This window comes from Citrobacter europaeus (genome assembly GCA_020099315.1).
Classification (GTDB): domain Bacteria; phylum Pseudomonadota; class Gammaproteobacteria; order Enterobacterales; family Enterobacteriaceae; genus Citrobacter; species Citrobacter europaeus.
Window position 1 is genome coordinate 4,437,369 of sequence record CP083650.1, and the last position, 25,640, is coordinate 4,463,008.

Sequence of the window (25,640 nt, forward strand, 5' to 3'; positions counted from 1 at the left end):
TCCCCAATGATAAACAGCTCACTTTGTTAACAACATTCGCTAATCTTTAATGCAGTATTAAATGATTAACCGGTAACAAAGTGAGCCGTTATGACTGACAAAACTATTCCGTTCTCGGTGCTGGATCTGGCGCCGATCCCTGAAGGATCTTCGGCAAAAGAGGCCTTCACGCACTCGCTTGATCTCGCTCAACAGGCCGAAAAACGCGGTTACCACCGTTATTGGCTGGCAGAGCATCACAACATGACCGGCATCGCCAGCGCCGCTACCTCAGTGCTGATTGGCTATCTGGCTGCTAATACCACCACGCTGCATCTCGGTTCTGGCGGCGTGATGCTGCCCAACCATTCGCCGCTGGTGATCGCCGAGCAGTTTGGCACCCTGAACACGCTGTATCCGGGACGCATCGATCTCGGGCTTGGCCGTGCGCCAGGGAGCGATCAGCCGACGATGCGCGCACTGCGCCGCCATATGAGTGGTGATATTGATAACTTCCCACGCGACGTAGCTGAACTGGTGGACTGGTTCGACGCCCGCGACCCGAACCCCCATGTACGCCCGGTGCCTGGATACGGCGAGCAGATCCCGGTCTGGTTATTAGGTTCCAGCCTGTACAGCGCACAGCTGGCGGCTCAGCTGGGTTTGCCGTTTGCCTTCGCCTCGCACTTTGCTCCGGATATGCTGCATCAGGCGCTGCATCTGTATCGCAGCCAGTTCAAGCCCTCAGCGCGGCTGGCAAAGCCGTATGCGATGGTGTGCATCAACATCATAGCCGCCGACAGCAATCGCGACGCCGAGTTTCTTTTCACCTCCATGCAGCAGGCGTTTGTGAAACTGCGTCGTGGCGAAACCGGCCAGCTACCGCCGCCGGTAGAGAATATGCATCAGCTGTGGTCCGCTTCTGAGCAGTACGGCGTACAACAGGCGCTGAGTATGTCGCTGGTCGGTGATAAGGCAAAAGTGCGGCATGGTCTCGAGGCGATTTTGCGTGAAACCCAGGCTGATGAGATTATGGTTAACGGCCAGATTTTTGATCATCAGGCACGTCTACATTCGTTTGATTTGGCGATGGACGTGAAAGAAGAGTTGCTGGGGTAGCGCGGTTTGTGCCGGATGGCGGCTGCGCCTTATCCGGCCGACTCAATCTCTGTAGGCCCGGTAAGCGTAGCGCCACCGGGCAATTGTTCTACTGGTACACTGGCAGCAGGTTAACGCTCGACAGAATATGGATAACCGCGTTGCCGATACCGAACACCAGGATCAGCGCAATCATCGGCTTGCCGCCCCAGACGCGGAATTTCGGGCTGCCGAAACGCTCGCGTGATTTACGTGCCAGCAGCGCCGGAACAATAGCGGCCCAGATGGTTGCCGCGAGTCCTGCATAGCCAATGGCGTACAGGAAACCGTTCGGCCACAGCAGGCCACCGATAATTGGCGGGACAAAAGTCAGCAATGCCGTTTTAAAACGTCCCATTGCCGAGTCATCAAAGCCAAACAGATCCGCCAGATAGTCAAACAGACCGAGCGTGACGCCGAGGAATGAACTCGCCACCGCAAAGTTGGAGAACACTACCAGCAGCAGATCCAGACTGCGGCTGTTTAGTACGCCGCTCAGCGCCTGTACCAGCACATCAATGTTACCGCCTTGCTGTGCAATACCAATAAATTCCGGACGCGGAATATTACCCATCGTCCCCAGCAACCATACGGTATACAGCACCAGCGCCAGCAGCGTGCCGTACACCAGACACTTAACGATGGTCTTCGGGTCTTTGCCATAGTACTTCATCAGGCTCGGGACGTTGCCATGATAACCAAACGACGCCAGACAGAACGGCAGCGTCATCAGCAGGTACGGCGTATACGAAGCGTTGCTCTGCGCCACATTAAACAATGTTGCGGGCTGCACGTGCCCCAGCAGACTGCCGAAGGTCAGGAAAAAGGTAATCACCTTCGCGCCCAGCACAATTGCCGTCATGCGGCTAACCGCTTTGGTACTTAACCACACCACAAACGCCACCAGCAGCGCGAAGCCAAGACCTGCCGCACGCGCCGGAACGTTCAACGACAGCTCCGAGAAGGTGTGGTGCAGAATCGATCCGCTCGCCGAGATATACGCGTAGGTCAGGATATAGAGAACGAAGGCGATCGAGATGCCGTTCACAACGTTCCAGCCTTTGCCCAGCAGATCTTTCGTGATGGTGTCGAAGCTCGAACCAATGCGGTAATTGAGGTTAGCTTCGAGGATCATCAGCCCGGAGTGCAGCATGCAGAACCAGGTGAAGATCAGTGCCGCCATTGACCAGAAGAACCACGCCCCGGACATGACCACAGGCAGAGAAAACATCCCCGCGCCAATAATGGTGCCGCCGATGATCACCACGCCGCCGAGCAGCGAAGGTGACGTTTGGGTGGTGGTTAGTGTTGCCATTTAGCCATCTCTCCAGTGTATTTCCCCGTCATATTTCAAGCTGTAGATGCGTTGGCTGCACTCCGCCATCCCAGTCACTTACTTAAGTAAGCTCCCGGAATGTCCTCGTTTGCCGCCTTCCTACAACTCGAATTATTTAGGGTAACAATTAGCTAATACAGTTTAATGTGCTGCACTGTACCAGTACACGAGTACAAATGAAATAAAAAAAGCCCCAATCATTTCGATCGGGGCTGTATATATTACTTTACGCTGTTAAACCGTGAGGTTTATGCGTCACCGCCGAAACGACGACGACCAGCAGAGTCATCACGACGCGGAGCAGAAGAATCGTCACGACGCGGGCCACGGTTGCCTTCACGACGTTCGCCGCTGAAACGACGACCATCGCCACGACCGCCTTCACGACGTTCGCCGCTAAAGTTACGACCTTCACCGCGACCGCCTTCACGACGCTCACCGCTGAAACGGCCACCGCCACGACGCTCGCCACCGGTGTGCGGAACTGCATCGCCAACCAGCTGCATGTTCATCGGCTTGTTCAGGATGCGAGTACGGGTAAAGTGCTGCAGCACGTCGCCCGGCATACCTTTCGGCAGTTCGATGGTGGAGTGGGAAGCAAACAGCTTGATGTTACCGATGTAACGGCTGCTGATATCGCCTTCGTTAGCAATCGCACCAACGATATGACGAACTTCAACACCGTCATCACGACCCACTTCAATGCGGTACAGCTGCATATCGCCAACGTCACGACGTTCACGACGCGGACGGTCTTCACCACCACGGTCATTACGGTCACGCGGGCCACGATCGTTGCGGTCACGCGGGCCACGGTCATCACGGTCGCGGAATTCGCGTTTCGGACGCATCGGCGCATCTGGCGGCAGGATCAGCGGACGTTCGCCCTGAGCCATCTTCAGCAGTGCTGCTGCCAGGGTTTCGATATCCAGCTCTTCTTCCGGCTGCATTTTCGCCAGCAGAGCGCGGTACTGATCCAGATCGCTGCTTTCCAGCTGCTGCTGTACTTTAGCAGCGAATTTTTCCAGACGGCGTTTGCCCAGCAGGTCTGCGTTCGGCAGTTCTACTTCCGGAATAGTCAGCTTCATGGTGCGTTCGATGTTACGCAGCAGACGACGCTCGCGGTTCTCAACGAACAGCAGCGCACGACCCGCACGACCCGCACGACCAGTACGGCCGATACGGTGAACGTAAGACTCGGAATCCATCGGGATGTCGTAGTTAACAACCAGGCTGATACGCTCAACGTCCAGGCCACGGGCCGCAACGTCGGTTGCAATCAGAATATCCAGACGGCCATCTTTCAGACGCTCCAGAGTCTGCTCACGCAGAGACTGGTTCATGTCGCCGTTCAGTGCAGCGCTGCTATAACCGCTACGCTCCAGCGCTTCTGCCACTTCCAGGGTCGCATTTTTGGTACGAACGAAGATAATCGCCGCATCAAAATCTTCTGCTTCCAGGAAACGCACCAGCGCTTCATTTTTACGCATGCCCCATACAGTCCAGTAGCTCTGGCTGATGTCAGGACGGGTAGTAACGCTGGACTGGATGCGTACTTCCTGCGGCTCTTTCATAAAGCGACGGGTAATACGACGAATCGCTTCCGGCATAGTCGCGGAGAACAGAGCGGTCTGATGACCTTCCGGGATCTGCGCCATAATGGTTTCAACGTCTTCGATGAAGCCCATACGCAGCATTTCATCAGCTTCGTCCAGCACCAGACCGCTCAGTTTGGAGAGGTCCAGAGTACCGCGCTTCAGGTGATCCAGCAGACGACCCGGCGTACCGACGACGATCTGTGGTCCCTGACGCAGGGCACGTAATTGCACGTCATAACGCTGGCCGCCGTACAGGGCAACCACGTTCACGCCGCGCATGTGTTTAGAGAAATCCGTCATGGCTTCTGCAACCTGAACCGCCAGTTCGCGGGTCGGTGCCAGCACCAGAATCTGAGGTGCCTTCAGCTCAGGATCAAGATTGTTGAGCAGCGGTAAAGAGAACGCTGCAGTTTTGCCGCTACCCGTCTGGGCCATACCCAGAACATCGCGGCCGCCCAGCAGATGCGGAATGCACTCTGCCTGGATTGGAGATGGTTTTTCGTAACCCAGATCGTTAAGGGCTTCAAGGATAGGAGCCTTCAGGCCCAGATCTGCAAAAGTGGTTTCGAATTCAGCCATGTAGTACGTGTGCCTCAAAATTAATGGCGGCCAGTCTACATAACTCATCATGAAATTGATCTGCAATTTTCATTGAAAAGTGTGAACCGGCTCAAAGTAGGTGTATTAACGAACAACAACGCCCTCACCCGTGAAGGTGATGGCAATCAAAAAAGATTACGGGCTGATGTGTACGTCAGCTATTGCTGGTCCGATTCTGCCAGGTCATCTTGGTCCTGGCCCAGGAGCGATAATTCCAACAATGCGTATCGGTGCTCAACAAAGTTATGAACGTTGTTAGCCACCGCCAGTTTGAACAATGCCGTAGCGTTGTCCAAATCCCCCAGACTTAGGTAGTACTTACCTAAATAGAAGTTGGTTTCACTGAGATGCTCAGCGAGCGAGGTGTTATCCGTTGCGTCCGCCTTCAGGCGTTCCATCAGCGTTGCTTCGCTAATGTTGCCCAGGTAGAACTCGACAATGTTCCATCCCCATTGCTCTTTATCCGATTTCTCAAAGCGTTGCTTCAACGCTTCTTTAGCCTGCTTCTCATCGAGCTTCTGCTCGGCAAGATAAAGCCACAGACTACGGAAAGGATCATTGGGATCGTCTTGATAAAACGCTAGCAGATCATCTTGCGCTAACTTGTCGCGACCGCCGTAATACAATGCGATACCGCGATTTAAGTGCGCGTAGTTGTAAGTTGGATCAAGCTCAAGTACAGAATCAAACGCTTCATAGGCAGCATCAAAATTGCCTGCCTGCGTTAAATATATACCTAAGTAATTGAATACTTCAGGCATATCTGGTCGGATTGCCAGCGCTTGTGAAAAATCATTTCGCGCCAGTGCCCTCAGACCGAGACTATCATACAACACTCCGCGCTCATATAAAAGCTGTGCGCGTTCATCATCGGTTAAAGCCCGACTGGCAAGAATTTGTTCCATACGTGCCAGAATCACTTCCTGCTGCAAAGTCGGTTGCAATGGTACTGCGAGGACTTCACTCTTACGCCAGGCGGAATTACTGCATCCAGCCAGCGTGAGTGCTGTCGCAACGAAACACCAGCGCAAAAAAGGCTTCATTTCCCACTCCCGAAGACAACGATTGAATGAACGTCCAGGTTCCCCGGTTGCTAACAAGGCATCCTGCCGGGTTAAAAGCCCTCCGCTTTCACGGAGGGCAATGGCAACCTTACTCGCCCTGGCTTGCCGGAGCTTCCGGTTCGCCTGCAGGCTGAGACTGCTCAGTTGCTTCTTTAATGCTCAGACGTACACGGCCCTGGCGATCAACTTCCAGAACTTTGACCGGTACTTCCTGACCCATCTGCAGGTAGTCAGTCACTTTCTCTACGCGCTTGTCAGCGATCTGAGAGATGTGTACCAGACCTTCTTTACCGCCACCGATGGCAACGAATGCGCCAAAGTCAACGATACGGGTCACTTTACCATTGTAGATACGGCCTACTTCGATCTCTGCGGTGATTTCTTCGATACGACGGATAGCATATTTCGCTTTCTCGCCGTCGGTCGCAGCAATCTTCACAGTACCATCATCTTCGATTTCAATGGTGGTGCCGGTTTCTTCGGTCAGAGCACGGATAACAGAACCGCCTTTACCGATAACGTCTTTGATCTTGTCCGGGCTGATCTTGATAGTGTGGATACGCGGAGCGAACTGAGAAATGTCGCCACGCGGTGCGTTGATCGCTTGTTCCATCACACCCAGGATGTGCAGACGCGCACCTTTAGCCTGGTTCAGAGCAACCTGCATGATCTCTTTGGTGATACCTTCAATTTTGATATCCATCTGCAGTGCAGAGATACCGTCGCGGGAACCCGCCACTTTGAAGTCCATATCGCCCAGGTGGTCTTCGTCGCCCAGGATGTCAGACAGAACAACAAAGTTGTCGCCTTCTTTCACCAGACCCATCGCGATGCCCGCAACGGCGGCTTTAATCGGCACGCCTGCGTCCATCAGCGCCAGGGAAGCGCCACACACGGAAGCCATAGAAGAAGAACCGTTAGATTCGGTGATTTCAGAAACCACACGCACGGTGTACGGGAATTTATCCAGTTCCGGCATTACTGCCAGTACGCCACGCTTCGCCAGACGACCGTGACCAATCTCACGACGCTTCGGAGAACCGACCATACCGGTTTCGCCTACGCAGTACGGAGGGAAGTTGTAGTGGAACAGGAAGTTGTCAGTACGCTCGCCCATCAGTTCGTCGAGGTTCTGTGCATCACGCGTGGTGCCCAGGGTCGCAGTAACCAGCGCCTGAGTTTCGCCACGGGTGAACAGTGCGGAACCGTGGGTACGCGGCAGAACGCCAGTACGCACGTCCAGGCCACGGATCATGTCTTTTTCACGGCCATCGATGCGCGGCTCGCCTGCCAGTACGCGGCTACGAACAACATTTTTCTCGATAGCGTGCAGGATTTCACCCAGTTCGTTAGCGTCCAGGGTTTCGTCTTCAGCCACCAGAGTCGCGATGGTTTCAGATTTGATCACGTCAACCTGAGCATAACGCTCTTGTTTGTCGGTGATACGGTAAGCATCGCTCAGGCGAGCTTCTGCCAGTGCGGCAACGCGAGCATTCAGCGCTTCGTTGACGGCTTCTGGCTGCCAGTCCCAACGCGGTTTGCCGGCTTCTTTCGCCAGCTCGTTGATAGCCTGAATAACAACCTGCTGCTGTTCGTGACCGAATACTACAGCGCCCAGCATTTGGTCTTCGCTCAGCAGTTCAGCTTCGGATTCAACCATCAGTACGGCAGCTTCAGTACCCGCAACAACCAGGTCCAGCTTGCTTTCTTTCAGTTCGTCCTGAGTCGGGTTCAGTACGTACTGGTCATTGATGTAACCAACACGTGCAGCACCGATCGGGCCGTTGAATGGGATACCAGACAGAGTCAGCGCAGCAGATGCGCCAATCATTGCTACGATGTCCGGGTTAACCTGCGGGTTAACGGAAACAACGGTCGCGATAACCTGAACTTCGTTAACGAAACCTTCAGGGAACAGCGGGCGAACCGGGCGGTCAATCAGACGCGCGATCAGGGTTTCGCCTTCGCTCGGACGGCCTTCACGACGGAAGAAGCTACCCGGGATACGGCCAGCAGCGTAGGTACGCTCCTGATAGTTAACGGTCAGCGGGAAAAAGTCCTGGCCTGGTTTCGCTTTTTTCTGGCCAACAACGGTAACGAATACCGCGGTGTCATCCATGCTAACCATAACAGCGGCAGTCGCCTGACGCGCCATCATGCCGGTTTCCAGCGTAACGGTATGCTGACCGTACTGGAATTTACGAACGATCGGATTAAGCAAAATAATATCCTTTCTCTATTTTTTTGACGGCACATTTTGCGCCATCGTTAATACCCGATCTTCTGCGCATCCTCGCGACTAATGACAACCCTAACCCATAAGCATGAGTAAAGCCTCTCATTAGCCGCGCGAACCTCTGCAACGGAAGATCATTCATAGCAACAATACATTAGTTTCCAGCGAATTGCTGCCATCTGCTGGAAAAAAGGGGCCATGAAGGCCCCCTCTTTCTGAAACTCGAAAGAATTAGCGACGCAGACCCAGACGCTCGATCAGCGCGGTGTAACGTGCAACATCTTTACGTTTCAGGTAGTCGAGCAGTTTACGACGCTGAGAAACCATGCGCAGCAGACCACGACGGCTGTGGTGATCTTTTTTGTGCTCTGCAAAGTGGCCCTGCAGGTGGTTAATCTGTGCAGTCAACAGTGCAACCTGAACATCGGTAGAACCGGTGTCGTTTGCATCACGACCAAACTCAGAAACGATTTTAGCGGTAGCTTCAGTACTTAGAGACATTTTAAAACTCCAAAGTGTTAAGAATGAAAGGATGCCGATCTCTAATTCAGCTATCCCAGTGTATACACTTTATCCTTCAAACTGACTCTGCGTTGGCTGCGTCTGCTCACCTCAGTCACTTACCTAAGTAAGCTCCTGAGGATTCTCAGACTTGCCGCCTTGATGCAGCTCGAATGATTTTGTGTATACGTCGCGTAGATTGTTAAACAATTTACGCGACGTTAAGCGGCAGTATTCTACTCGCAGCGCCCTTTTATCGCAAGACAGAGAGCGCTATGCAGGATACTCAACCACCAGGCGACGGGGGGCGACACGACCTTCATCGTCCATCTCCCCCATGCCGATAAACTTGCCGTCATCGCCTTCCGTCACGCGCACCAGTCCTTCCAGCGGCGCGCCTGACGTCCGTACCGGGTTACCATTTTTAAAGTAAACCGAGGATGTTAAAGGCAAATTAACAACAGGATAGTCCGATGCTGGACTGTCCATTGGCATCAGCAAAGGATCAAGCAGCTGTGCCGCCGGAATGTTCTGCTGCTCGGCCTGTTCAACCAGGTCACGCAGATGTTCCAGCGTCACCATTCGATCCACCGGATACTTGCTGACCGTCAAACGACGCAGATACGTGACGTGCGCGCCGCAGCCCAACTTCTCACCGAGATCGTCAACAATGGTGCGAATATAGGTGCCTTTGGAACAGTGAACTTCCAGTTCCAGTTCGTTACCTTCATGGCGAATAAACAGCAGCTCATAGACGGTAATCGGGCGCGCTTCACGCGGCACTTCAATGCCCTGACGCGCATATTCGTACAGCTTCTTACCCTGATACTTCAGCGCCGAATACATCGACGGAATCTGCTCGATATCGCCGCGGAAAGTCTCCAGCGCGTTTGCAAGCTGCTCTGCGGTGAAGGTTACCGGGCGCTCCTGCACGATTTGCCCATCGGCATCGGAGGTATCAGTACGCTGGCCCAGACGGGCAACCACACGATAGCGTTTGTCGGAATCCAGTAAATACTGTGAAAACTTAGTCGCTTCACCGAGGCAGATAGGCAGCATGCCTGTCGCCAGCGGATCCAACGCGCCGGTATGTCCAGCGCGGTTGGCATTGTAGATGCGCTTTACTTTTTGCAGTACATCATTGCTGGACATGCCCTGCGGTTTATCCAGCAGCAGAACTCCGTGAATATCGCGACCACGACGACGAGGACGACTCATCAGTCCTCCTTGCTGTCGTCCGCTGGGTTCACACGACGCTCATCGTCATGTTTCACCACGCTGGTCACCAGATTGGACATGCGCATCCCTTCAACCAACGAGTTGTCGTAGAAGAAGGTCAGCTCAGGCACGATGCGCAGGCGCATTGCTTTACCCAGCAGAGAGCGGATAAAACCAGAGGCTTCCTGCAGTGCCTTAATGCCGTTTTTCACGGCAGCTTCGTCCTGATCGTTCAGGAAAGTCACGAATACTTTGGCATAAGCCAGATCACGGGACATCTCAACGCCCGATACGGTGGTCATCATACCAACACGCGGGTCTTTGATTTCGCGTTGCAGGATGAGTGCGATCTCTTTCTGCATCTCTTGCGCGACACGCTGCGGGCGACCAAATTCTTTCGCCATAATAAATTCTCCAGAATAAAGACAAAAAAGGGGCCATAAGCCCCTTTTTAAATTTCTTGCCGGGTGGCGCTTCGCTTACCCGGCCAACACCTAATCATCTTCTAAGGATTTTGGGCTGCAAATTGCGGCCCAAAAGACGACGAAGATTAAGCGATGGTACGTTTGATCTCGATGATCTCGAACACTTCGATCATATCGCCAACGCGAACGTCGTTGTAGTTCTTCACGCCGATACCACATTCCATACCGTTACGGACTTCGTTGACGTCATCTTTGAAGCGGCGCAGGGATTCCAGCTCGCCTTCATAGATAACCACGTTGTCGCGCAGTACGCGGATTGGGTTGTGACGTTTAATCGTGCCTTCGGTAACCATACAGCCTGCGATAGCGCCGAATTTCGGTGATTTGAACACATCACGAACTTCAGCCAGACCAATGATCTGCTGTTTCAGTTCCGGAGACAGCATGCCGCTCATCGCTGCTTTCACTTCGTCGATCAGATGATAGATGACGGAGTAGTAACGCAGATCCAGGCTTTCTGATTCGATAACTTTACGTGCAGAGGCATCAGCACGTACGTTAAAGCCAACCAGAATCGCGTTGGATGCCGCAGCCAGGGTCGCGTCGGTTTCGGTGATACCACCTACGCCAGAACCGATGATCTTCACTTTTACTTCGTCGGTAGACAGTTTCAGTAAAGAGTCGGAAATCGCTTCTACAGAACCCTGAACATCGGCCTTCAGGACGATGTTCACTTCGTGAACTTCGCCTTCGGTCATGTTAGCGAACATGTTCTCGAGTTTAGATTTCTGCTGACGAGCCAGTTTAACTTCACGGAATTTGCCCTGACGGTACAGTGCAACTTCACGGGCTTTCTTCTCGTCACGAACAACGGTAACTTCGTCACCCGCAGCCGGAACACCGGACAGACCGAGGATTTCCACCGGAATGGACGGACCCGCTTCCAGTACTTCCTGACCCAGTTCGTTACGCATCGCACGAACGCGGCCGTATTCGAAACCACACAGAACGATATCGCCCTTGTTCAGGGTACCTTCGCGAACCAGGACGGTAGCAACCGGGCCACGACCTTTATCCAGGAAGGATTCGATAACCGCGCCGCTCGCCATACCTTTACGGATAGCTTTCAGTTCCAGTACTTCGGCCTGCAGCAGGATAGCATCCAGCAGTTCGTCGATACCGGTACCCGCTTTCGCAGAAACGTGAACGAACTGGCTCTCGCCGCCCCACTCTTCCGGCATGATGCCGTACTGGGACAGTTCGTTTTTAACGCGATCTGGATCCGCTTCCGGTTTATCGATTTTGTTGACTGCAACAACGACCGGCACACCTGCCGCTTTCGCGTGCTGGATAGCTTCGATAGTCTGCGGCATCACGCCGTCGTCTGCTGCAACAACCAGAACAACGATATCCGTTGCCTGAGCACCACGAGCACGCATGGAGGTAAACGCGGCGTGACCCGGGGTGTCCAGGAAGGTGATCATACCGTTGTCAGTTTCAACGTGGTACGCACCGATGTGCTGAGTAATGCCGCCCGCTTCACCAGAGGCCACTTTCGTTGAACGAATGTAGTCCAGCAGAGACGTTTTACCGTGGTCAACGTGACCCATGATGGTCACTACCGGAGCGCGCGGTTCAGCCGCAGCGCCAGTGTCACGGTCGCTCATTACCGCTTCTTCCAGCTCGTTTTCACGACGCAGGATAACTTTGTGGCCCATCTCTTCGGCAACCAGCTGCGCGGTTTCCTGGTCGATGACCTGGTTGATGGTCGCCATTGCGCCCAGCTTCATCATCGCTTTGATGACCTGAGAGCCTTTGACCGCCATCTTGTTCGCCAGATCGCCAACGGTGATGGTTTCGCCGATCACAACGTCACGGTTAACGGCCTGAGCTGGCTTCTGGAAGCCCTGCTGCAGAGCGGAACCTTTACGCTGCTTACCGCCTTTACCACCGCGAACCGCTGCACGCGCTTCTTCACGGTCAGCTTTAGATTCAGCGTGTTTGTTGCCTTTCTTCGCCGGACGCGCGGCTTTCGTGCTGCGAGTACGACCACGGCCGCCTTCGACTTCACGATCGTTTTCGTCTTCAGCCTGGCGAGCATGCTGGGAAGTGGTGACGTGATAATCGCTGGTATCTTCAACAGGTTCAGCGTTATTCACACCATTTTTCTCGTTTTCTTCCGCCATACGGCGAGCTTCTTCCGCTACGCGGCGCGCTTCTTCTTCAAGCTTGCGACGTGCTTCTTCTTCCGCTTTACGCTTCAGTTCTGCGGCTTCATTTTCACGGCGGGCTTTTTCGGCCTGGGCGGTTTTAGTCATATCGTCGGTCTGTTGATTGCTCACTTTGTCTTTTTCCGCAGCTTCACGTTTCGCTTTATCAGCGGCTTCACGCTTAGCTTGTTCTGCGGCCTCACGTTCGGCTTTTTGTTGCGCCTCGCGTTTGGCAGCTTCTTCTGCCTCACGACGGGCTTGCTCTTCCGCTTCACGCTGCGCCTGCTCTTCCGCGGCAAGGCGTTCAGCCTCTTGCGGATCGCGTTTCACAAAGGTGCGTGTCTTGCGGACTTCGATTTGTACCGATTTACTTTTTCCACCGGTACCTGGAATATTGAGAGTACTGCGCGTTTTACGCTGCAATGTCAACTTATCCGGCGCTGAGCCGTTCTCACGGTTCAGATGCGCCAGTAAGGTTTGTTTCTCTTGTGCGGACACAGAGTCGTCAGCAGACTTCCGGATACCAGCATCAGCAAATTGCTGTACCAGGCGATCCACGGAGGTCTGTATCTCTGCAGCCAGCGTTTTTACGGTTACATCTGTCATACTGTTCCTTCCTGCTACAGTTTATTACGCTTCGTCGCCGAACCAGCAAATATTACGGGCAGCCATAATCAGCTCACCGGCTTTTTCGTCGGTCAACCCTTCGATATCAGCCAGATCATCAATGCCCTGTTCAGCGAGATCTTCCAGCGTACAAACACCACGGGCAGCCAGTTTGAAGGCCATCTCACGATCCAATCCTTCCAGATTCAGCAGATCGTCAGCCGGTTTGTTATCACCGAGGCTTTCTTCCTGGGCCAGTGCCAGAGTGGTCAGTGCGTTTTTAGCACGCTCGCGCAGCGCTTCAACGGTCTGTTCATCCAGGCCGTCAATTTCCAGCAGCTCTTTCATTGGCACGTAGGCCAGTTCTTCCAGCGTCGCAAAACCTTCTTCAACCAGAACTGTCGCGAAATCTTCATCGATATCGAGATATTTGGTGAAGGTATCAATGGCTGCATGTGCTTCAGCCTGATGCTTCGCCTGCAGGTCATCAACGGTCATTACGTTGAGTTCCCAACCGCTCAGTTGTGAAGCCAGACGGACGTTCTGACCATTACGTCCAATCGCCTGAGCCAGGTTACCGGCTTCAACCGCGATATCCATGGTGTGTTTGTCTTCATCCACCACGATAGAAGCGACGTCTGCTGGCGCCATTGCGTTAATCACGAACTGCGCCGGGTTATCATCCCACAGGACGATATCGATACGCTCGCCGCCCAGTTCGGTAGAAACCGCCTGAACGCGCGCACCGCGCATACCAACACACGCGCCGACCGGATCAATACGCTTGTCGTTGGTCTTAACGGCGATTTTCGCACGCGATCCCGGATCGCGAGCAGCCGCTTTAATTTCGATCACTTCTTCGCCAATTTCCGGCACTTCGATGCGGAACAGCTCAACCAGCATTTCCGGTTTGGAACGGGTTACGAACAGCTGCGCACCGCGCGCTTCCGGGCGAACAGAATACAGAACGCCACGAATACGGTCGCCTGGACGGAAGTTTTCACGCGGCAGCATGTCTTCACGCAGGATCACGGCTTCAGCATTGCTGCCCAGATCCAGAGAGATGTTGTCGCGGTTTACTTTCTTCACCACACCGGTGACGATTTCACCTTCGTGTTCGCGGAACTGATCAACAACCATTGCGCGTTCAGCTTCACGTACTTTCTGTACGATAACCTGCTTCGCGGTCTGGGTGGTGATACGGTCAAAGGTGACAGATTCAATCTGATCTTCAACATATTCGCCCACGTTCAGGCTTTCGTCTTCGAAGCGTGCCGCTTCCAGGGTAATTTCTTTGGTCGGCTGAGTAACTTCTTCTACGATTACCCAACGACGGAAGGTATCGAAATCACCGCTTTTACGATCGATTTCTACGCGAACGTCGATCTCTTGCTCATATTTTTTCTTTGTTGCTGTAGCCAGCGCACTTTCCAGCGCTTCAAAAATTTTCTCGCGTGGCAGCGCTTTTTCGTTGGATACGGCTTCAACAACAGCCAAAATTTCTTTGTTCATCGCGGGCTTTTCACCTCAATCCAGACTGTTAAAAGTGGGGAACCAGGTTCGCCTTCTGGATATTACTCAGCGCGAACACTTCATCTTTGCCTTCGACTGTGACCGTGATCATCTCACCGTCCACCGCTTTGATAACGCCCTGCCATTTACGACGGTTTTGTACCGCCATACGAAGAACCAGCGTGACTTCTTCACCCAGGAAACGCACGTAGTGTTCAGCTGTGAACAGAGGACGGTCGAGACCCGGAGAGGAAACTTCCAGGTTATAGGCAACGGTGATTGGGTCTTCGACATCCATCACGGCGCTTACCTGATGGCTCACATCAGCACAATCATCAACATTGATGCCATCTTCACTATCAATATAGATGCGCAGTGTGGATGTGCGACCACGAATAAATTCGATGCCGACCAATTCGTAGCCCAGGGCTTCAACTGGCGCTGTAATCATCTCTGTTAATTTTTGCTCTAATGTGGACAAGCCCACCCCCAAGACATAAAAAAAGGGCCTAAAGCCCAGTTATTCTGTAGTCAGATAACAAAAAACCCCGATAAATCGGGGCTTTAGATAACTGAACCCTATAACCGCACCTGCGGTTCGGAGAACCTTCCGAAAGAATTTTTTTCAAATCCAGCTACGAAGGCCTAAGTCTTCACAGTATATTTGAAAAAGAACTCTAAGGGAAAGTGGTTGCGGGGGCCGGATTTGAACCGACGACCTTCGGGTTATGAGCCCGACGAGCTACCAGGCTGCTCCACCCCGCGCCTGAAACGTGGCAAATTTTACTCGTTTTGGGTAAAAAATGCAAATACTGCTGGGATTTGGTACCGAGGACGGGACGTAAAATCTGCGCACAGTATATTGATTCACTATGCGTTATGTCAACCTTGTTACGACTATGCAAATCAATGAATGCTGACCAGCGCTTGTTCAGCAAGATAAATGTGCCACCCACGCCGTTATTTAACGAAATTATCACTAAACTCTTCCTGTCATCCAGAAAAGATGATTAAATGAAAACTCATTTATTTTGCATAAAAATGCAATTAACATAATAAGCCGACCTCTTCACCAGTCTATCAAGCAGGGTTTTATTTTATGACGACGATTCTCAAGCATCTCCCGGTAGGTCAACGTATTGGTATCGCTTTTTCCGGCGGCCTGGACACCAGTGCAGCACTGCTGTGGATGCGACAAAAAGGGGCTGTCCCATATGCATATACTGCGAATTTGGGCCAGCCGGATGAGGATGACTATGACGCCATTCCTCGCCGTGCAATGGAATATGGTGCTGAGAATGCTCGCCTGGTAGATTGCCGTAAGCAGCTGGTTGCCGAAGGGATCGCTGCCATTCAGTGCGGTGCATTCCACAATACCACCGGCGGGCTAACCTACTTCAATACCACCCCGTTGGGCCGTGCAGTCACCGGCACCATGCTGGTTGCCGCCATGAAAGAAGATGGCGTGAACATCTGGGGTGACGGTAGCACCTACAAAGGTAACGATATTGAACGTTTTTATCGTTACGGTCTGCTGACCAACGCCGAATTGCAGATTTACAAACCATGGCTGGATACCGATTTTATCGATGAACTCGGCGGTCGCCATGAGATGTCCGAATTTATGATTGCCTGTGGTTTCGACTACAAAATGTCCGTTGAGAAAGCGTACTCCACAGACTCCAATATGCTCGGCGCGACCCACGAAGCTAAAGACCTCGAGTTCCTGAACTCCAGCGTCAAAATCGTCAACCCGATTATGGGCGTGAAATTCTGGGATGAGAGCGTGAAGATCCCGGCAGAAGAAGTTACCGTGCGTTTTGAGCAGGGTCATCCGGTTGCGCTGAACGGTAAAACCTTCAGCGACGACGTTGAGATGATGCTGGAAGCCAACCGTATCGGCGGCCGCCACGGTTTGGGTATGAGCGATCAGATTGAAAACCGTATCATTGAAGCAAAGAGCCGTGGCATCTACGAAGCCCCGGGGATGGCATTGCTGCATATCGCCTATGAGCGTCTGCTGACCGGTATTCATAACGAAGACACCATCGAGCAGTATCACGCGCACGGTCGCCAGCTGGGTCGTCTGCTGTATCAGGGCCGTTGGTTCGACTCTCAGGCTCTGATGCTGCGTGACGGCCTGCAGCGCTGGGTTGCCAGCCAGATCACCGGTGAAGTGACGCTGGAACTGCGTCGCGGTAATGACTACTCAATCCTCAACACCGTGTCTGACAATCTGACTTATAAACCTGAACGTTTAACGATGGAAAAAGGCGAGTCAGTATTCTCTCCGGACGACCGTATCGGTCAGTTGACCATGCGTAATCTGGACATTACCGATACCCGCGAGAAGCTGTTCGGCTATGCGCAGTCTGGCCTGCTGACCGCCTCTTCCACAACCGGCCTGCCGCAGGTTGAGAATCTGGAAAATAAGTCGAAGTAAAGATTCGCCATCTTAAGGCCGCGAAAGCGGCCTTTTTTATGCGCGGAATATAAGGTGTCTGTAGGCCTGATAAGCGTAGCGCCATCAGGCGTTGTAATAATGTCGGATGGCGGCGTTAACGCCTTATCCGACCTACAGGATAGCCACAAATAACAGACGAAAAAAAAAGACGCTTTTCAGCGTCTTTTTTTTGGAATTTGGTACCGAGGATGGGACTCGAACCCACAAGCCCGTTAGGGCACTACCACCTCAAGGTAGCGTGTCTACCAATTCCACCACCTCGGTACAGAATACTTAGCGTGGGATATCGCTGGTCGGCTGAGCCGGAGCAGCTGGCTGAGTTTGCTCGGTTTTCGCCGGTGCGCTCAGATTTTCCCACTCACTTCCTTTATTGGTCTTGTTGCTGTTCATGTTACCCAGCACCAGACTGATGATGAAGAACAAGGTTCCCAATACAGCTGTCATACGGGTCATGAAGTTACCAGAACCACTTGAACCAAACAGAGTACCAGAAGCGCCTGCGCCAAAAGAGGCTCCCATATCAGCGCCTTTGCCTTGCTGCAGCATGATCAAGCCTACCAGGCCAATTGCCACAATAAGGAAAACTACTAAAAGAGCTTCGTGCATAATCAACCTGTTCCTTGCGGAGTTGCCGCGTACAATGCTTCGACCATTAAAGCGGGAATATTTACTGTTTCCCACTGAAGCGGGTGTGAATACTAACCAAAGCGAATAACCTTCGCAAGGGCAATTTGTTAGCATTGTATCAACTGCGGAAAAAATCGCCATATCAATCAAAAACGCAGCAACTTCTCCCAGCATCTCTGCATAACGGCGCGTTGATCTTCAAGATTCGCCCATACCACAACGGGGATTTCACAAATCAGGTCTGTGTTTTCTGGCCAGCAATGAATAATTTGCTGGTTCACCAGCTCTTCCGCCACCATCGATTCGGGTAACCACGCCATTCCCATATGGCGCAGCACCATTTCTCGTATCGTTTCACTTAAACCACTCTCAAACACTTTTTTCAGACGCGGGCGGACGCGTTGTTCTGCCGTCTCAATAATGCGTCTGACAAAGGTGTAGTCGCTGTAGCATAGCCACGGAATCGGCGCATGCGGATCGGTAAGCGCATCAGCCAGTTGGGCAGAAATAACCGGTATAAATCGCTCATACCGCCATAGTGAACGTTTCAACCCTCCGGCTATCTCCAACCCCGGCTGCGCAGAGGGTAAATCGTAGGTCACCAGTAGATCGATTTGCCGGTCTATCAGGGCGTTAAAGTGGTTGTCTATCCCCTGAATACTGGCATTTACCGTAAAATTTAGCTGCGGTTCACTTTGTCGCAGATAGCTGATCATATCCGGCAGGATATTCACCGACAGCGTATGCAGGCTGACCATCACCAGCGTGTTATCCGTTGCTGGCGTCATCGCCGATAATTCGTGGCGCGCCTCTGTTAACGTACTGAGGACGTGTCGGGCATAGGGTTCAAAGCGTTCACCATAGCGCGTCAGCGTAACGGGAGTCGTGGTCCTGTCAAACAACGGCACCCCCAGCACCTCTTCCAGCGCCTTTATACGCCGACTGAGTGCTGGTTGAGTAATATGCCGCTGCGCCGCCGCCAGGGAGTAGTTTCCATGCTGGCTCAATGCCAGAAAGTCCTCCAGCCACTTACAATCCACGTTGAATTCTCCACCATGCCATAACCGCATCCTCCAATAACAAATCGGTAATAGTCATAATTATAGTAATGGCTTTATGGTGACCATCATAACAACAATATTCCGTTTCACCTGCCGACTCTCACCCTCGACGTTTGACAGGACCGATATGTTTACTTTATTGACCAATGCCCGTGTTTTTTCTCCTGAGGATTTAGGCCTCTGCTCCCTGCTCATTCATGCCGACCGAATTGTGGCGGTAGAAAAAGATATTTCTCTGTTTGATGGCGTCGACGAGGTTATCGATTGTCGTGGCAAATGGGTTATCCCAGGCATCATCGATCAGCATGTGCATCTTACCGGTGGCGGTGGCGAAGCCGGGTTTGCCAGCCGAACGCCAGCCGTCAAGCTGCGCGATCTGATTCAGGCAGGCATTACTACAGTTGTCGGCGTATTAGGCACCGATGCCATCTCTCGTTCGCCCAAAGATCTCTACGCCAAAATGCAGTCTCTCAATCTTGAGGGATTGCGCGCGTTTATGCATACGGGAGCCTACGCCGTTCCCAGCCCAACCATTACGCGATCCATCCGCGATGATATGGCCTTCATTCCGGCGATCCTTGGCGTAAAAATAGCCCTCGCCGATCACCGTGGTTCTTACCCCTCTTTCCAGGAATTGCTGCGAATAGTCAGCGATATCCGCGTGTCTTCCCTGCTGGCAGGGAAAAAAGGGTTGCTGCATGTCCACCTGGGGAATCTACCGGAAGGGATGTCGCCGCTTTTTGAGCTGTGTGATGCAGGCATTCCGATCCACCACATTTCACCGACCCACGTTGCGAGAACAGAGTCCTTGTTCGAACAGGCAATTGCTTTCGCTCATCGTGGGGGCCATATCGACGTTACGTCCGGTGGTAGTCGCTTTATGCCTCAGGAACAGGCGATCCTCCACGCCCTGGAAGCCCAGGTGCCGGCCGATCGCATCACGATAAGCTCTGATGGTAATGGCAGCGTTCCGCGCTTTAACGCTCAGGGGATTGTGGAAGGCCTAAGCGCGGCACCGGTCGCAGGTAACCTTAATCTGCTTCCTCGCCTGATTGATGTTGGTATTCCGGTGCCACAGGCAATTGCGATGTTGACGGCAAACGTGGCGCGCTCGTTGGGTATTTCCGGCGGCGTGCTCTGCGCCGGGGAACGTGCCGATATCTGTGTACTCAATGATGACCTCTCGCTGTCCCATCTGTTTGCTGCGGGTAAGCCGTTGCTGCGAGATGGCGAATGCCTGGTTACCGGCAACTTCGAGTAAGGGGGCCAAAATGTCATTATTACTGGCGCTACTCGCCATCATTTTTGCCGGACGTCTGATCCTCAAAAAATATCACCCCCAATCGGTACTGTTATTGACCGGGATTGTGCTGTTGCTTATCGCACATTTTAGCGGGATGACCTCACTCAGTGGCCTGGTGAAAAAGAGCACCGGATTTGGCCCTTTTGACGTCTTTGAGTTTATTCGCGATACCCTGAGCGTGCGTCTCGGCGGCCTCGGACTGCAAATTATGCTGATTGGTGGTTTCGCCACGTATATGTCGGCCATTGGCGCAAGCCAGGTGCTGGTTCGGGTGACGTCTCGCCCTTTGCAACGCCTGAACTCACCGTATCTACTGCTGGGGCTGGCGCTGTTGCTGGGGCAATTCCTGTCGCTGTTTATCAGCAGCGCCACCGGGTTAGGTCTGCTGTTGATGGCGACGCTGTACCCGCTGCTAACCCGCCTTGGCTGTAGCCGTGCCGCCGTTGCCGCCGTTATCGCCAGCACCTGTGCGGTTGAATTCGGCCCGGGTTCTGGTAACTCGGTTCTCGCCGCTAAAACCGCAGGTATCGAGGTGGTGAACTATTTCGTGCAGGATCAATTGCCGATCGTCGTGCCCGTCATTCTGTTCATCGCCCTGCTGCATATTGTTGTGCAACGCTTTTTCGACCGTCGGGAAAGTGGTGACAATGTGGCTCAGCAGATGCAGACATTAACGTCTACCGATGAAGCCGACGCACCTATCGCCTGGCTGTTTTTACCCATGCTGCCGCTGGTGTTGATGCTGGTGTGCAGTGATTTAGTATTCAGTTCACTCAAGATTACGCTGGATACCGCCGTACTGATAAGCCTTGCCATTACCCTTGTATGTGAATACTGCCGTCATCGTAAGGCGCGCGAGGTGATGGCTGGCGTACAAAAAGTCTTCGACAGCATGGGTAGCGTTTTTGCCACCGTCGTGACGTTGATTATCGCCGGTGAAGTCTTTTCAGCCGGACTGAAAGCCATTGGCGCCGTTGACGCGCTGCTGTCGCTTTCCGGTGAATTTGGCCTCAGCGCCGCCTCGATTATCTTGCTGATGACGCTTATCACCTTTGCAATTTCAGCGCTAATGGGCTCCGGGAACGCGGCCTTTTTCTCCTTCGCCCCAATGGTGCCGGACATCAGTCGTCATATCGGAAGCGATATCGCAGTCATGATGCTGCCTATCCAGATCTCGGCGGGTATTGGTCGTACGTTATCGCCCATTGCCGGCGTCATCATTGCTATCGCGGGAATTGCAGGCGTCTCGCCTGTGGATATTGTTAAGCGTACCGCGATTCCGATGCTGGGCGGTTGGTTACTGATGATTGCGCTGACCTTTGCCCGGTCTGGGCATCTGCTGGCGGTTCTGCCGTGGCTGGCAGTCCTTGTACTACTGATGGTCGGCGGTTACGTCTGGCAGCGCCGACGTAAACAGCCGCTTGCCGTACAGTAAAAAAAAGCCGGAGTCTCAGACTCCGGCTTTCACTGTCTGAGGTGATTACACCGCTTTCACAGCATCGGCAATACGGTGAGCGAATTCAGTCACCTGCGCTTCATCTTCACCTTCAACCATCACGCGAATTAACGGTTCGGTACCAGACTTACGCAGCAGAACGCGTCCACGGTTACCCAGCGCCGCTTCAACCTCAGCCATCACCGCTTTCACGTTTTCATGTTCCAGCGGATCGCCGCTACCTGCGGTATAACGTACGTTAACCAACAGCTGTGGGAACATTTTCATGCCGCTGCACAGGTCGTGCAAACTCATATGATTGCGCACCATCGCCGCCAGTACCTGCAGACCTGCCACGATGCCGTCACCGGTGGTGGTTTTGTCCAGCAGGATCACATGGCCTGAGTTTTCAGCACCGATACGCCAGCCTTTTTCCTGCATTTTTTCCAGTACGTAGCGGTCGCCGACTTTCGCACGGGCAAACGGAATACCCAGCTGTTTCAACGCCAGTTCGAGGCCCATGTTGCTCATCAACGTGCCTACCGCGCCACCGCGCAGCTGCCCCTGACGCAGGGCTTCACGGGCGATGATGTACATGATCTGATCGCCATCGACCTTATTGCCTTCGTGGTCAACCATAATGACGCGATCGCCGTCGCCGTCCAGCGCAATACCCAGATCGGCTTTTTCTGCGATTACGCGGGCCTGCAGGGCACGGACGTCTGTGGCGCCGACTTCTTCATTGATGTTCACGCCGTTTGGCTCACAGCCAATGGCAATCACGTTTGCGCCCAGCTCACGCAGTACATTTGGCGCAATGTGGTAGGTCGCGCCGTTAGCACAATCCACTACGATTTTAAGCTCGCTCAGGCTTAACTCATTCGGGAAAGTGCCTTTGCAAAACTCGATATAGCGACCGGCAGCATCAACGATACGGGTAGCCTTACCCAGTTCCGCCGAGTCCACGCAGGTAATCGCTTTTTCCATTTCGGCTTCGATAGCTTCTTCAACCGCATCCGGCAGTTTGGTCCCGTCGATGGAGAAGAATTTAATCCCATTGTCATAGTACGGGTTGTGCGAGGCGGAGATAACAATCCCAGCTTCAGCGCGGAAGGCGCGCGTCAGATACGCAACGGCGGGTGTTGGCATTGGGCCCGTAAAAGAAGCCGACAGTCCGGCGGCAGCCAGACCCGCTTCCAGCGCGGACTCCAGCATATAGCCGGAAATACGCGTATCTTTACCAATAATAATTTTACGTGAACCATGACGTGCCAGCACTTTACCTGCCGCCCAACCCAGCTTGAGCACAAAATCAGGGGTAATTGGGGCGTCGCCTACGCGACCACGGATCCCATCGGTGCCAAAATATTTACGATTACTCATAGCGTTTATTTTCCTTTGCAGACAATGTGGCTTCCACCACACGCATCGCTTCTACGGTTTCTTTGACGTCATGGACACGAACGATCTGCGCCCCCTGCATTGCGGCAATGACCGCACACGCAAGGCTACCGCTCAGGCGTTCGGATGGCCCCACATTCAGCAACTGACCAACCATTGATTTTCGTGACATCCCAACCAACAGTGGCAGATTAAAATGATGAAACTCAGCCAGGCGTGCCAGTAATGTATAGTTGTGAGTGAGATTTTTACCGAATCCGAATCCGGGGTCGAGCAACAATTTATCTTTTGTGATTCCTGCCCGCTCGCAGCGTGCTATTTGCTCAACAAAGTAACGATTTACCTCAGCGAACACATCCTCGTACTTTGGCGCTTCCTGCATGGTTTTCGGCTGCCCCTGCATATGCATCAGACAAACCGGCAATCCAGTTTCTGCTGCAGCCTCCAGCGCCCCAGGCTCCGAGAGTGAGCGAATGTCATTAATGATATGTGCGCCGGCTCTCGCGCATTCGCGAATCACTTCTGGTTTTGAGGTATCGACCGAAATCCACACTTCAAAGCGCTGAGCAATCGCCTCCACCACCGGCATCACTCGCTGCAACTCTTCTTCCACGCTCACATCGGCCGCGCCTGGGCGCGTGGATTCACCACCCACATCAATGATAGTCGCCCCGGCGTTAATCATCAGGTTTGCGTGTTTTACCGCCTCAACCAGAGAGTTGTGCGCCCCGCCATCGGAAAAAGAGTCTGGCGTGACGTTCAAAATCCCCATGACGTGTGGATGGCTGAGATCCAGTGAAGAACCCTGAGCAAAGAGTTTCATAGTTTTATCCCTGGTAAAATCTTGAATATGCAGATAAGAAAAACCCCGGAGCAAGCCCCAGGGTTTTCAATTAGAACACGGTCATCATCAACGATAACTTATTTGTCGCCCAGTTGCTCTGACATGGTGCCAGAGTCCGGCGCACGCGGTTCATCAACCGGACGCGGCGCGCTCGGCTTGCCGGTGCTGCCAGAGTTGTTGTTAGAAGAACCCGGTTCTTCCCAACCCGCTGGTGGACGCACGTCGCGGCGAGCCATCAGATCGTCAATCTGCGGCGCATCGATGGTCTCATATTTCATGAGCGCATCTTTCATCGAGTGCAGAATGTCCATGTTTTCGTTCAGCAGACGACGTGCACGATCATAGTTACGCTCAATCAGCAGTTTAACTTCCTGATCGATAATGCGAGCCGTTTCGTCGGACATATGTTTAGCTTTCGCCACAGAACGTCCCAGGAACACTTCGCCTTCTTCTTCAGCGTACAGCAACGGACCGAGTTTCTCGGAGAAGCCCCACTGAGTAACCATGTTGCGCGCCAGGTTAGTCGCGACTTTAATGTCATTCGACGCACCGGTAGAAACATGTTCAACACCGTAGATGATCTCTTCAGCCAGACGACCGCCGTACAGCGTGGAGATCTGACTTTCCAGTTTCTGACGGCTGGCGCTGATTGCGTCGCCTTCAGGCAGGAAGAAGGTCACACCCAGCGCACGACCGCGTGGGATAATCGTCACTTTATGCACCGGATCGTGTTCCGGCACCAGGCGACCGATAATCGCGTGGCCTGCTTCGTGATACGCGGTAGATTCTTTCTGCGCTTCCGTCATCACCATGGAGCGACGTTCCGCACCCATCATGATTTTGTCTTTCGCCTTCTCAAACTCAACCATCGATACCACGCGCTTGTTGCCGCGAGCAGCAAACAGCGCCGCTTCGTTCACCAGGTTCGCGAGATCCGCACCGGAGAAGCCAGGCGTACCACGTGCAATGATTGCCGCATCGATATCCGGAGACAGCGGTACGCGACGCATATGCACTTTCAGGATCTGTTCACGACCGCGAACGTCCGGCAGGCCAACCACAACCTGGCGGTCAAAACGGCCTGGACGCAACAGCGCAGGGTCAAGAACGTCCGGACGGTTAGTTGCTGCGATAACGATAATACCTTCGTTACCTTCAAAGCCGTCCATCTCAACCAGCATCTGGTTCAGCGTTTGCTCACGTTCATCGTGACCACCACCCAGACCAGCGCCACGCTGGCGGCCTACGGCGTCGATTTCATCGATGAAGATGATGCACGGTGCCGCTTTCTTGGCTTGTTCGAACATGTCACGCACACGAGATGCACCAACACCTACGAACATTTCCACGAAATCAGAACCGGAAATTGTGAAGAAAGGAACCTTCGCTTCACCTGCAATAGCTTTCGCCAACAGGGTTTTACCCGTACCCGGAGGACCGACCATCAGGACGCCTTTCGGGATTTTACCGCCCAGCTTCTGGAAACGGCTCGGTTCGCGAAGATACTCAACCAGTTCAGCAACTTCTTCTTTTGCTTCGTCGCAACCGGCGACGTCAGCAAAAGTGGTTTTGATCTGATCTTCCGTCAGCATGCGCGCTTTGCTCTTACCGAACGACATGGCACCTTTGCCACCACCGCCCTGCATTTGACGCATGAAGAAGATCCAGACACCAATCAGCAGCAGCATTGGGAACCAGGAAATGAAGATAGAAGCCAGCAGGCTCGGCTCTTCAGGCGGCTCGCCAACAACCTTGACGTTTTTGGTCAGCAGGTTATCAAGCAGCTTCGGATCGTTAACCGGAATGTAGGTCGTGTAACGGTTACTATCTTTCTTGGTAACGTTAATCTCACGTCCGTTGATCTTCGCTTCACGAACCTGGTCCTGATTGACCTCTTGCAGGAAGGTAGAGTAATCAACCTTACGGCCATTAGACTCGCTGGGCCCAAAGCTCTGGAATACTGACATCAGCACAACGGCAATGACCAGCCAGAGAATTAGGTTTTTCGCCATGTCACTCAAGGGATTAACCTCATATTACAACTGTGTTAAAAACAGCGTCAGGATACTCTATATCCAGTTTC

Annotated in this window: 20 protein-coding genes and 2 tRNA genes; 4 read left to right on the top strand and 18 right to left on the bottom strand. The window is 53.1% G+C overall.

The genetic code is table 11. From position 1 onward, the window contains the following. Positions 1 to 90: 90 nt before the first annotated feature. Positions 91 to 1,098, top strand: a complete 1,008-nt coding sequence (locus LA337_20715) for a luciferase-like monooxygenase (GenBank protein UBI15553.1) — start codon at positions 91 to 93, stop codon at positions 1,096 to 1,098. 88 nt (positions 1,099 to 1,186) lie between these two features. On the opposite strand, the gene mtr is transcribed toward LA337_20715, so the two are convergent. The 12 genes from mtr to LA337_20775 all read right to left on the bottom strand — a co-directional run bounded on the left by mtr (position 1,187) and on the right by LA337_20775 (position 15,187). Further along, positions 1,187 to 2,431: a tryptophan permease gene (gene mtr / locus LA337_20720; protein ID UBI15554.1), complete on the bottom strand. Its 1,245-nt coding sequence runs from the start codon at positions 2,429 to 2,431 to the stop codon at positions 1,187 to 1,189. Between the two features lie 269 nt (positions 2,432 to 2,700). Further along, positions 2,701 to 4,629 carry a DEAD/DEAH family ATP-dependent RNA helicase gene (locus tag LA337_20725; GenBank protein ID UBI15555.1) on the bottom strand — a complete coding sequence of 643 codons (1,929 nt, stop codon included), beginning with the start codon at positions 4,627 to 4,629 and terminating at the stop codon, positions 2,701 to 2,703. Then, positions 4,622 to 4,702, bottom strand: a complete 81-nt coding sequence (yrbN, locus tag LA337_20730) for a protein YrbN (GenBank protein UBI18527.1) — start codon at positions 4,700 to 4,702, stop codon at positions 4,622 to 4,624. Before yrbN ends, LA337_20725 begins: the two co-directional genes overlap by 8 nt. A 106-nt stretch (positions 4,703 to 4,808) precedes the next feature. After that, the gene (gene nlpI / locus LA337_20735) at positions 4,809 to 5,693 is read right to left on the bottom strand and encodes a lipoprotein NlpI (GenBank protein ID UBI15556.1); all 885 of its coding nucleotides are present in this window, start codon (positions 5,691 to 5,693) and stop codon (positions 4,809 to 4,811) included. A gap of 109 nt (positions 5,694 to 5,802) precedes the next feature. Then, positions 5,803 to 7,935: a polyribonucleotide nucleotidyltransferase gene (gene pnp / locus LA337_20740; protein ID UBI15557.1), complete on the bottom strand. Its 2,133-nt coding sequence runs from the start codon at positions 7,933 to 7,935 to the stop codon at positions 5,803 to 5,805. Between the two features lie 246 nt (positions 7,936 to 8,181). Next, positions 8,182 to 8,451, bottom strand: coding sequence for a 30S ribosomal protein S15 (rpsO, locus tag LA337_20745; protein ID UBI15558.1), 270 nt, complete (start codon positions 8,449 to 8,451; stop codon positions 8,182 to 8,184). A gap of 273 nt (positions 8,452 to 8,724) precedes the next feature. Then, positions 8,725 to 9,669, bottom strand: coding sequence for a tRNA pseudouridine(55) synthase TruB (gene truB, locus LA337_20750; GenBank protein ID UBI15559.1), 945 nt, complete (start codon positions 9,667 to 9,669; stop codon positions 8,725 to 8,727). Next, positions 9,669 to 10,073 carry a 30S ribosome-binding factor RbfA gene (gene rbfA / locus LA337_20755; GenBank protein ID UBI15560.1) on the bottom strand — a complete coding sequence of 135 codons (405 nt, stop codon included), beginning with the start codon at positions 10,071 to 10,073 and terminating at the stop codon, positions 9,669 to 9,671. The genes truB and rbfA overlap by 1 nt, the downstream gene beginning before the upstream one ends. 146 nt (positions 10,074 to 10,219) lie before the next feature. Further along, complete coding sequence (gene infB / locus LA337_20760) at positions 10,220 to 12,910, bottom strand: translation initiation factor IF-2 (protein ID UBI15561.1); 2,691 nt, start codon at positions 12,908 to 12,910, stop codon at positions 10,220 to 10,222. A gap of 24 nt (positions 12,911 to 12,934) precedes the next feature. Then, positions 12,935 to 14,422, bottom strand: a complete 1,488-nt coding sequence (gene nusA, locus LA337_20765) for a transcription termination factor NusA (protein ID UBI15562.1) — start codon at positions 14,420 to 14,422, stop codon at positions 12,935 to 12,937. Positions 14,423 to 14,450: 28 nt separating this feature from the next. Further along, the gene (rimP, locus tag LA337_20770; protein ID UBI15563.1) at positions 14,451 to 14,903 is read right to left on the bottom strand and encodes a ribosome maturation factor RimP; all 453 of its coding nucleotides are present in this window, start codon (positions 14,901 to 14,903) and stop codon (positions 14,451 to 14,453) included. 207 nt (positions 14,904 to 15,110) lie between these two features. Further along, positions 15,111 to 15,187, bottom strand: a tRNA-Met gene (locus LA337_20775). A 334-nt stretch (positions 15,188 to 15,521) separates the two neighbouring features. Here LA337_20775 and argG point away from each other — a divergent pair. Then, on the top strand, positions 15,522 to 16,865 hold the full coding sequence (argG, locus tag LA337_20780) for an argininosuccinate synthase (GenBank protein ID UBI15564.1): 1,344 nt from the start codon (positions 15,522 to 15,524) through the stop codon (positions 16,863 to 16,865). A gap of 198 nt (positions 16,866 to 17,063) precedes the next feature. Here the strand turns inward: argG and LA337_20785 are convergent. From LA337_20785 to LA337_20795, 3 genes are all read right to left on the bottom strand, one after another. Continuing rightward, positions 17,064 to 17,150: transfer RNA gene (locus LA337_20785), tRNA-Leu, on the bottom strand. Between the two features lie 9 nt (positions 17,151 to 17,159). Beyond that, positions 17,160 to 17,492, bottom strand: coding sequence for a preprotein translocase subunit SecG (gene secG, locus LA337_20790; GenBank protein ID UBI15565.1), 333 nt, complete (start codon positions 17,490 to 17,492; stop codon positions 17,160 to 17,162). Positions 17,493 to 17,659: 167 nt separating this feature from the next. Further along, positions 17,660 to 18,553, bottom strand: a complete 894-nt coding sequence (locus LA337_20795; GenBank protein ID UBI15566.1) for a LysR family transcriptional regulator — start codon at positions 18,551 to 18,553, stop codon at positions 17,660 to 17,662. A gap of 148 nt (positions 18,554 to 18,701) precedes the next feature. On the opposite strand from LA337_20795, the gene iadA reads away from it, so the two are divergent. Together iadA and dcuC are read left to right on the top strand one after the other, a co-directional pair. After that, the gene (iadA, locus tag LA337_20800) at positions 18,702 to 19,835 is read left to right on the top strand and encodes a beta-aspartyl-peptidase (GenBank protein ID UBI15567.1); all 1,134 of its coding nucleotides are present in this window, start codon (positions 18,702 to 18,704) and stop codon (positions 19,833 to 19,835) included. Positions 19,836 to 19,845: 10 nt separating this feature from the next. Further along, entirely contained in the window at positions 19,846 to 21,312 is a 1,467-nt protein-coding gene (gene dcuC, locus LA337_20805) for a C4-dicarboxylate transporter DcuC (GenBank protein ID UBI15568.1), read from the top strand. A gap of 45 nt (positions 21,313 to 21,357) precedes the next feature. Here the strand turns inward: dcuC and glmM are convergent, their stop codons facing one another. The 3 genes from glmM to ftsH form a co-directional block, all read right to left on the bottom strand. Beyond that, on the bottom strand, positions 21,358 to 22,695 hold the full coding sequence (gene glmM, locus LA337_20810) for a phosphoglucosamine mutase (GenBank protein ID UBI15569.1): 1,338 nt from the start codon (positions 22,693 to 22,695) through the stop codon (positions 21,358 to 21,360). Continuing rightward, positions 22,688 to 23,536 carry a dihydropteroate synthase gene (gene folP / locus LA337_20815; protein ID UBI15570.1) on the bottom strand — a complete coding sequence of 283 codons (849 nt, stop codon included), beginning with the start codon at positions 23,534 to 23,536 and terminating at the stop codon, positions 22,688 to 22,690. Before folP ends, glmM begins: the two co-directional genes overlap by 8 nt. Before the next feature lie 98 nt (positions 23,537 to 23,634). Further along, positions 23,635 to 25,569, bottom strand: coding sequence for an ATP-dependent zinc metalloprotease FtsH (gene ftsH / locus LA337_20820; GenBank protein UBI15571.1), 1,935 nt, complete (start codon positions 25,567 to 25,569; stop codon positions 23,635 to 23,637). Positions 25,570 to 25,640: the final 71 nt, after the last annotated feature.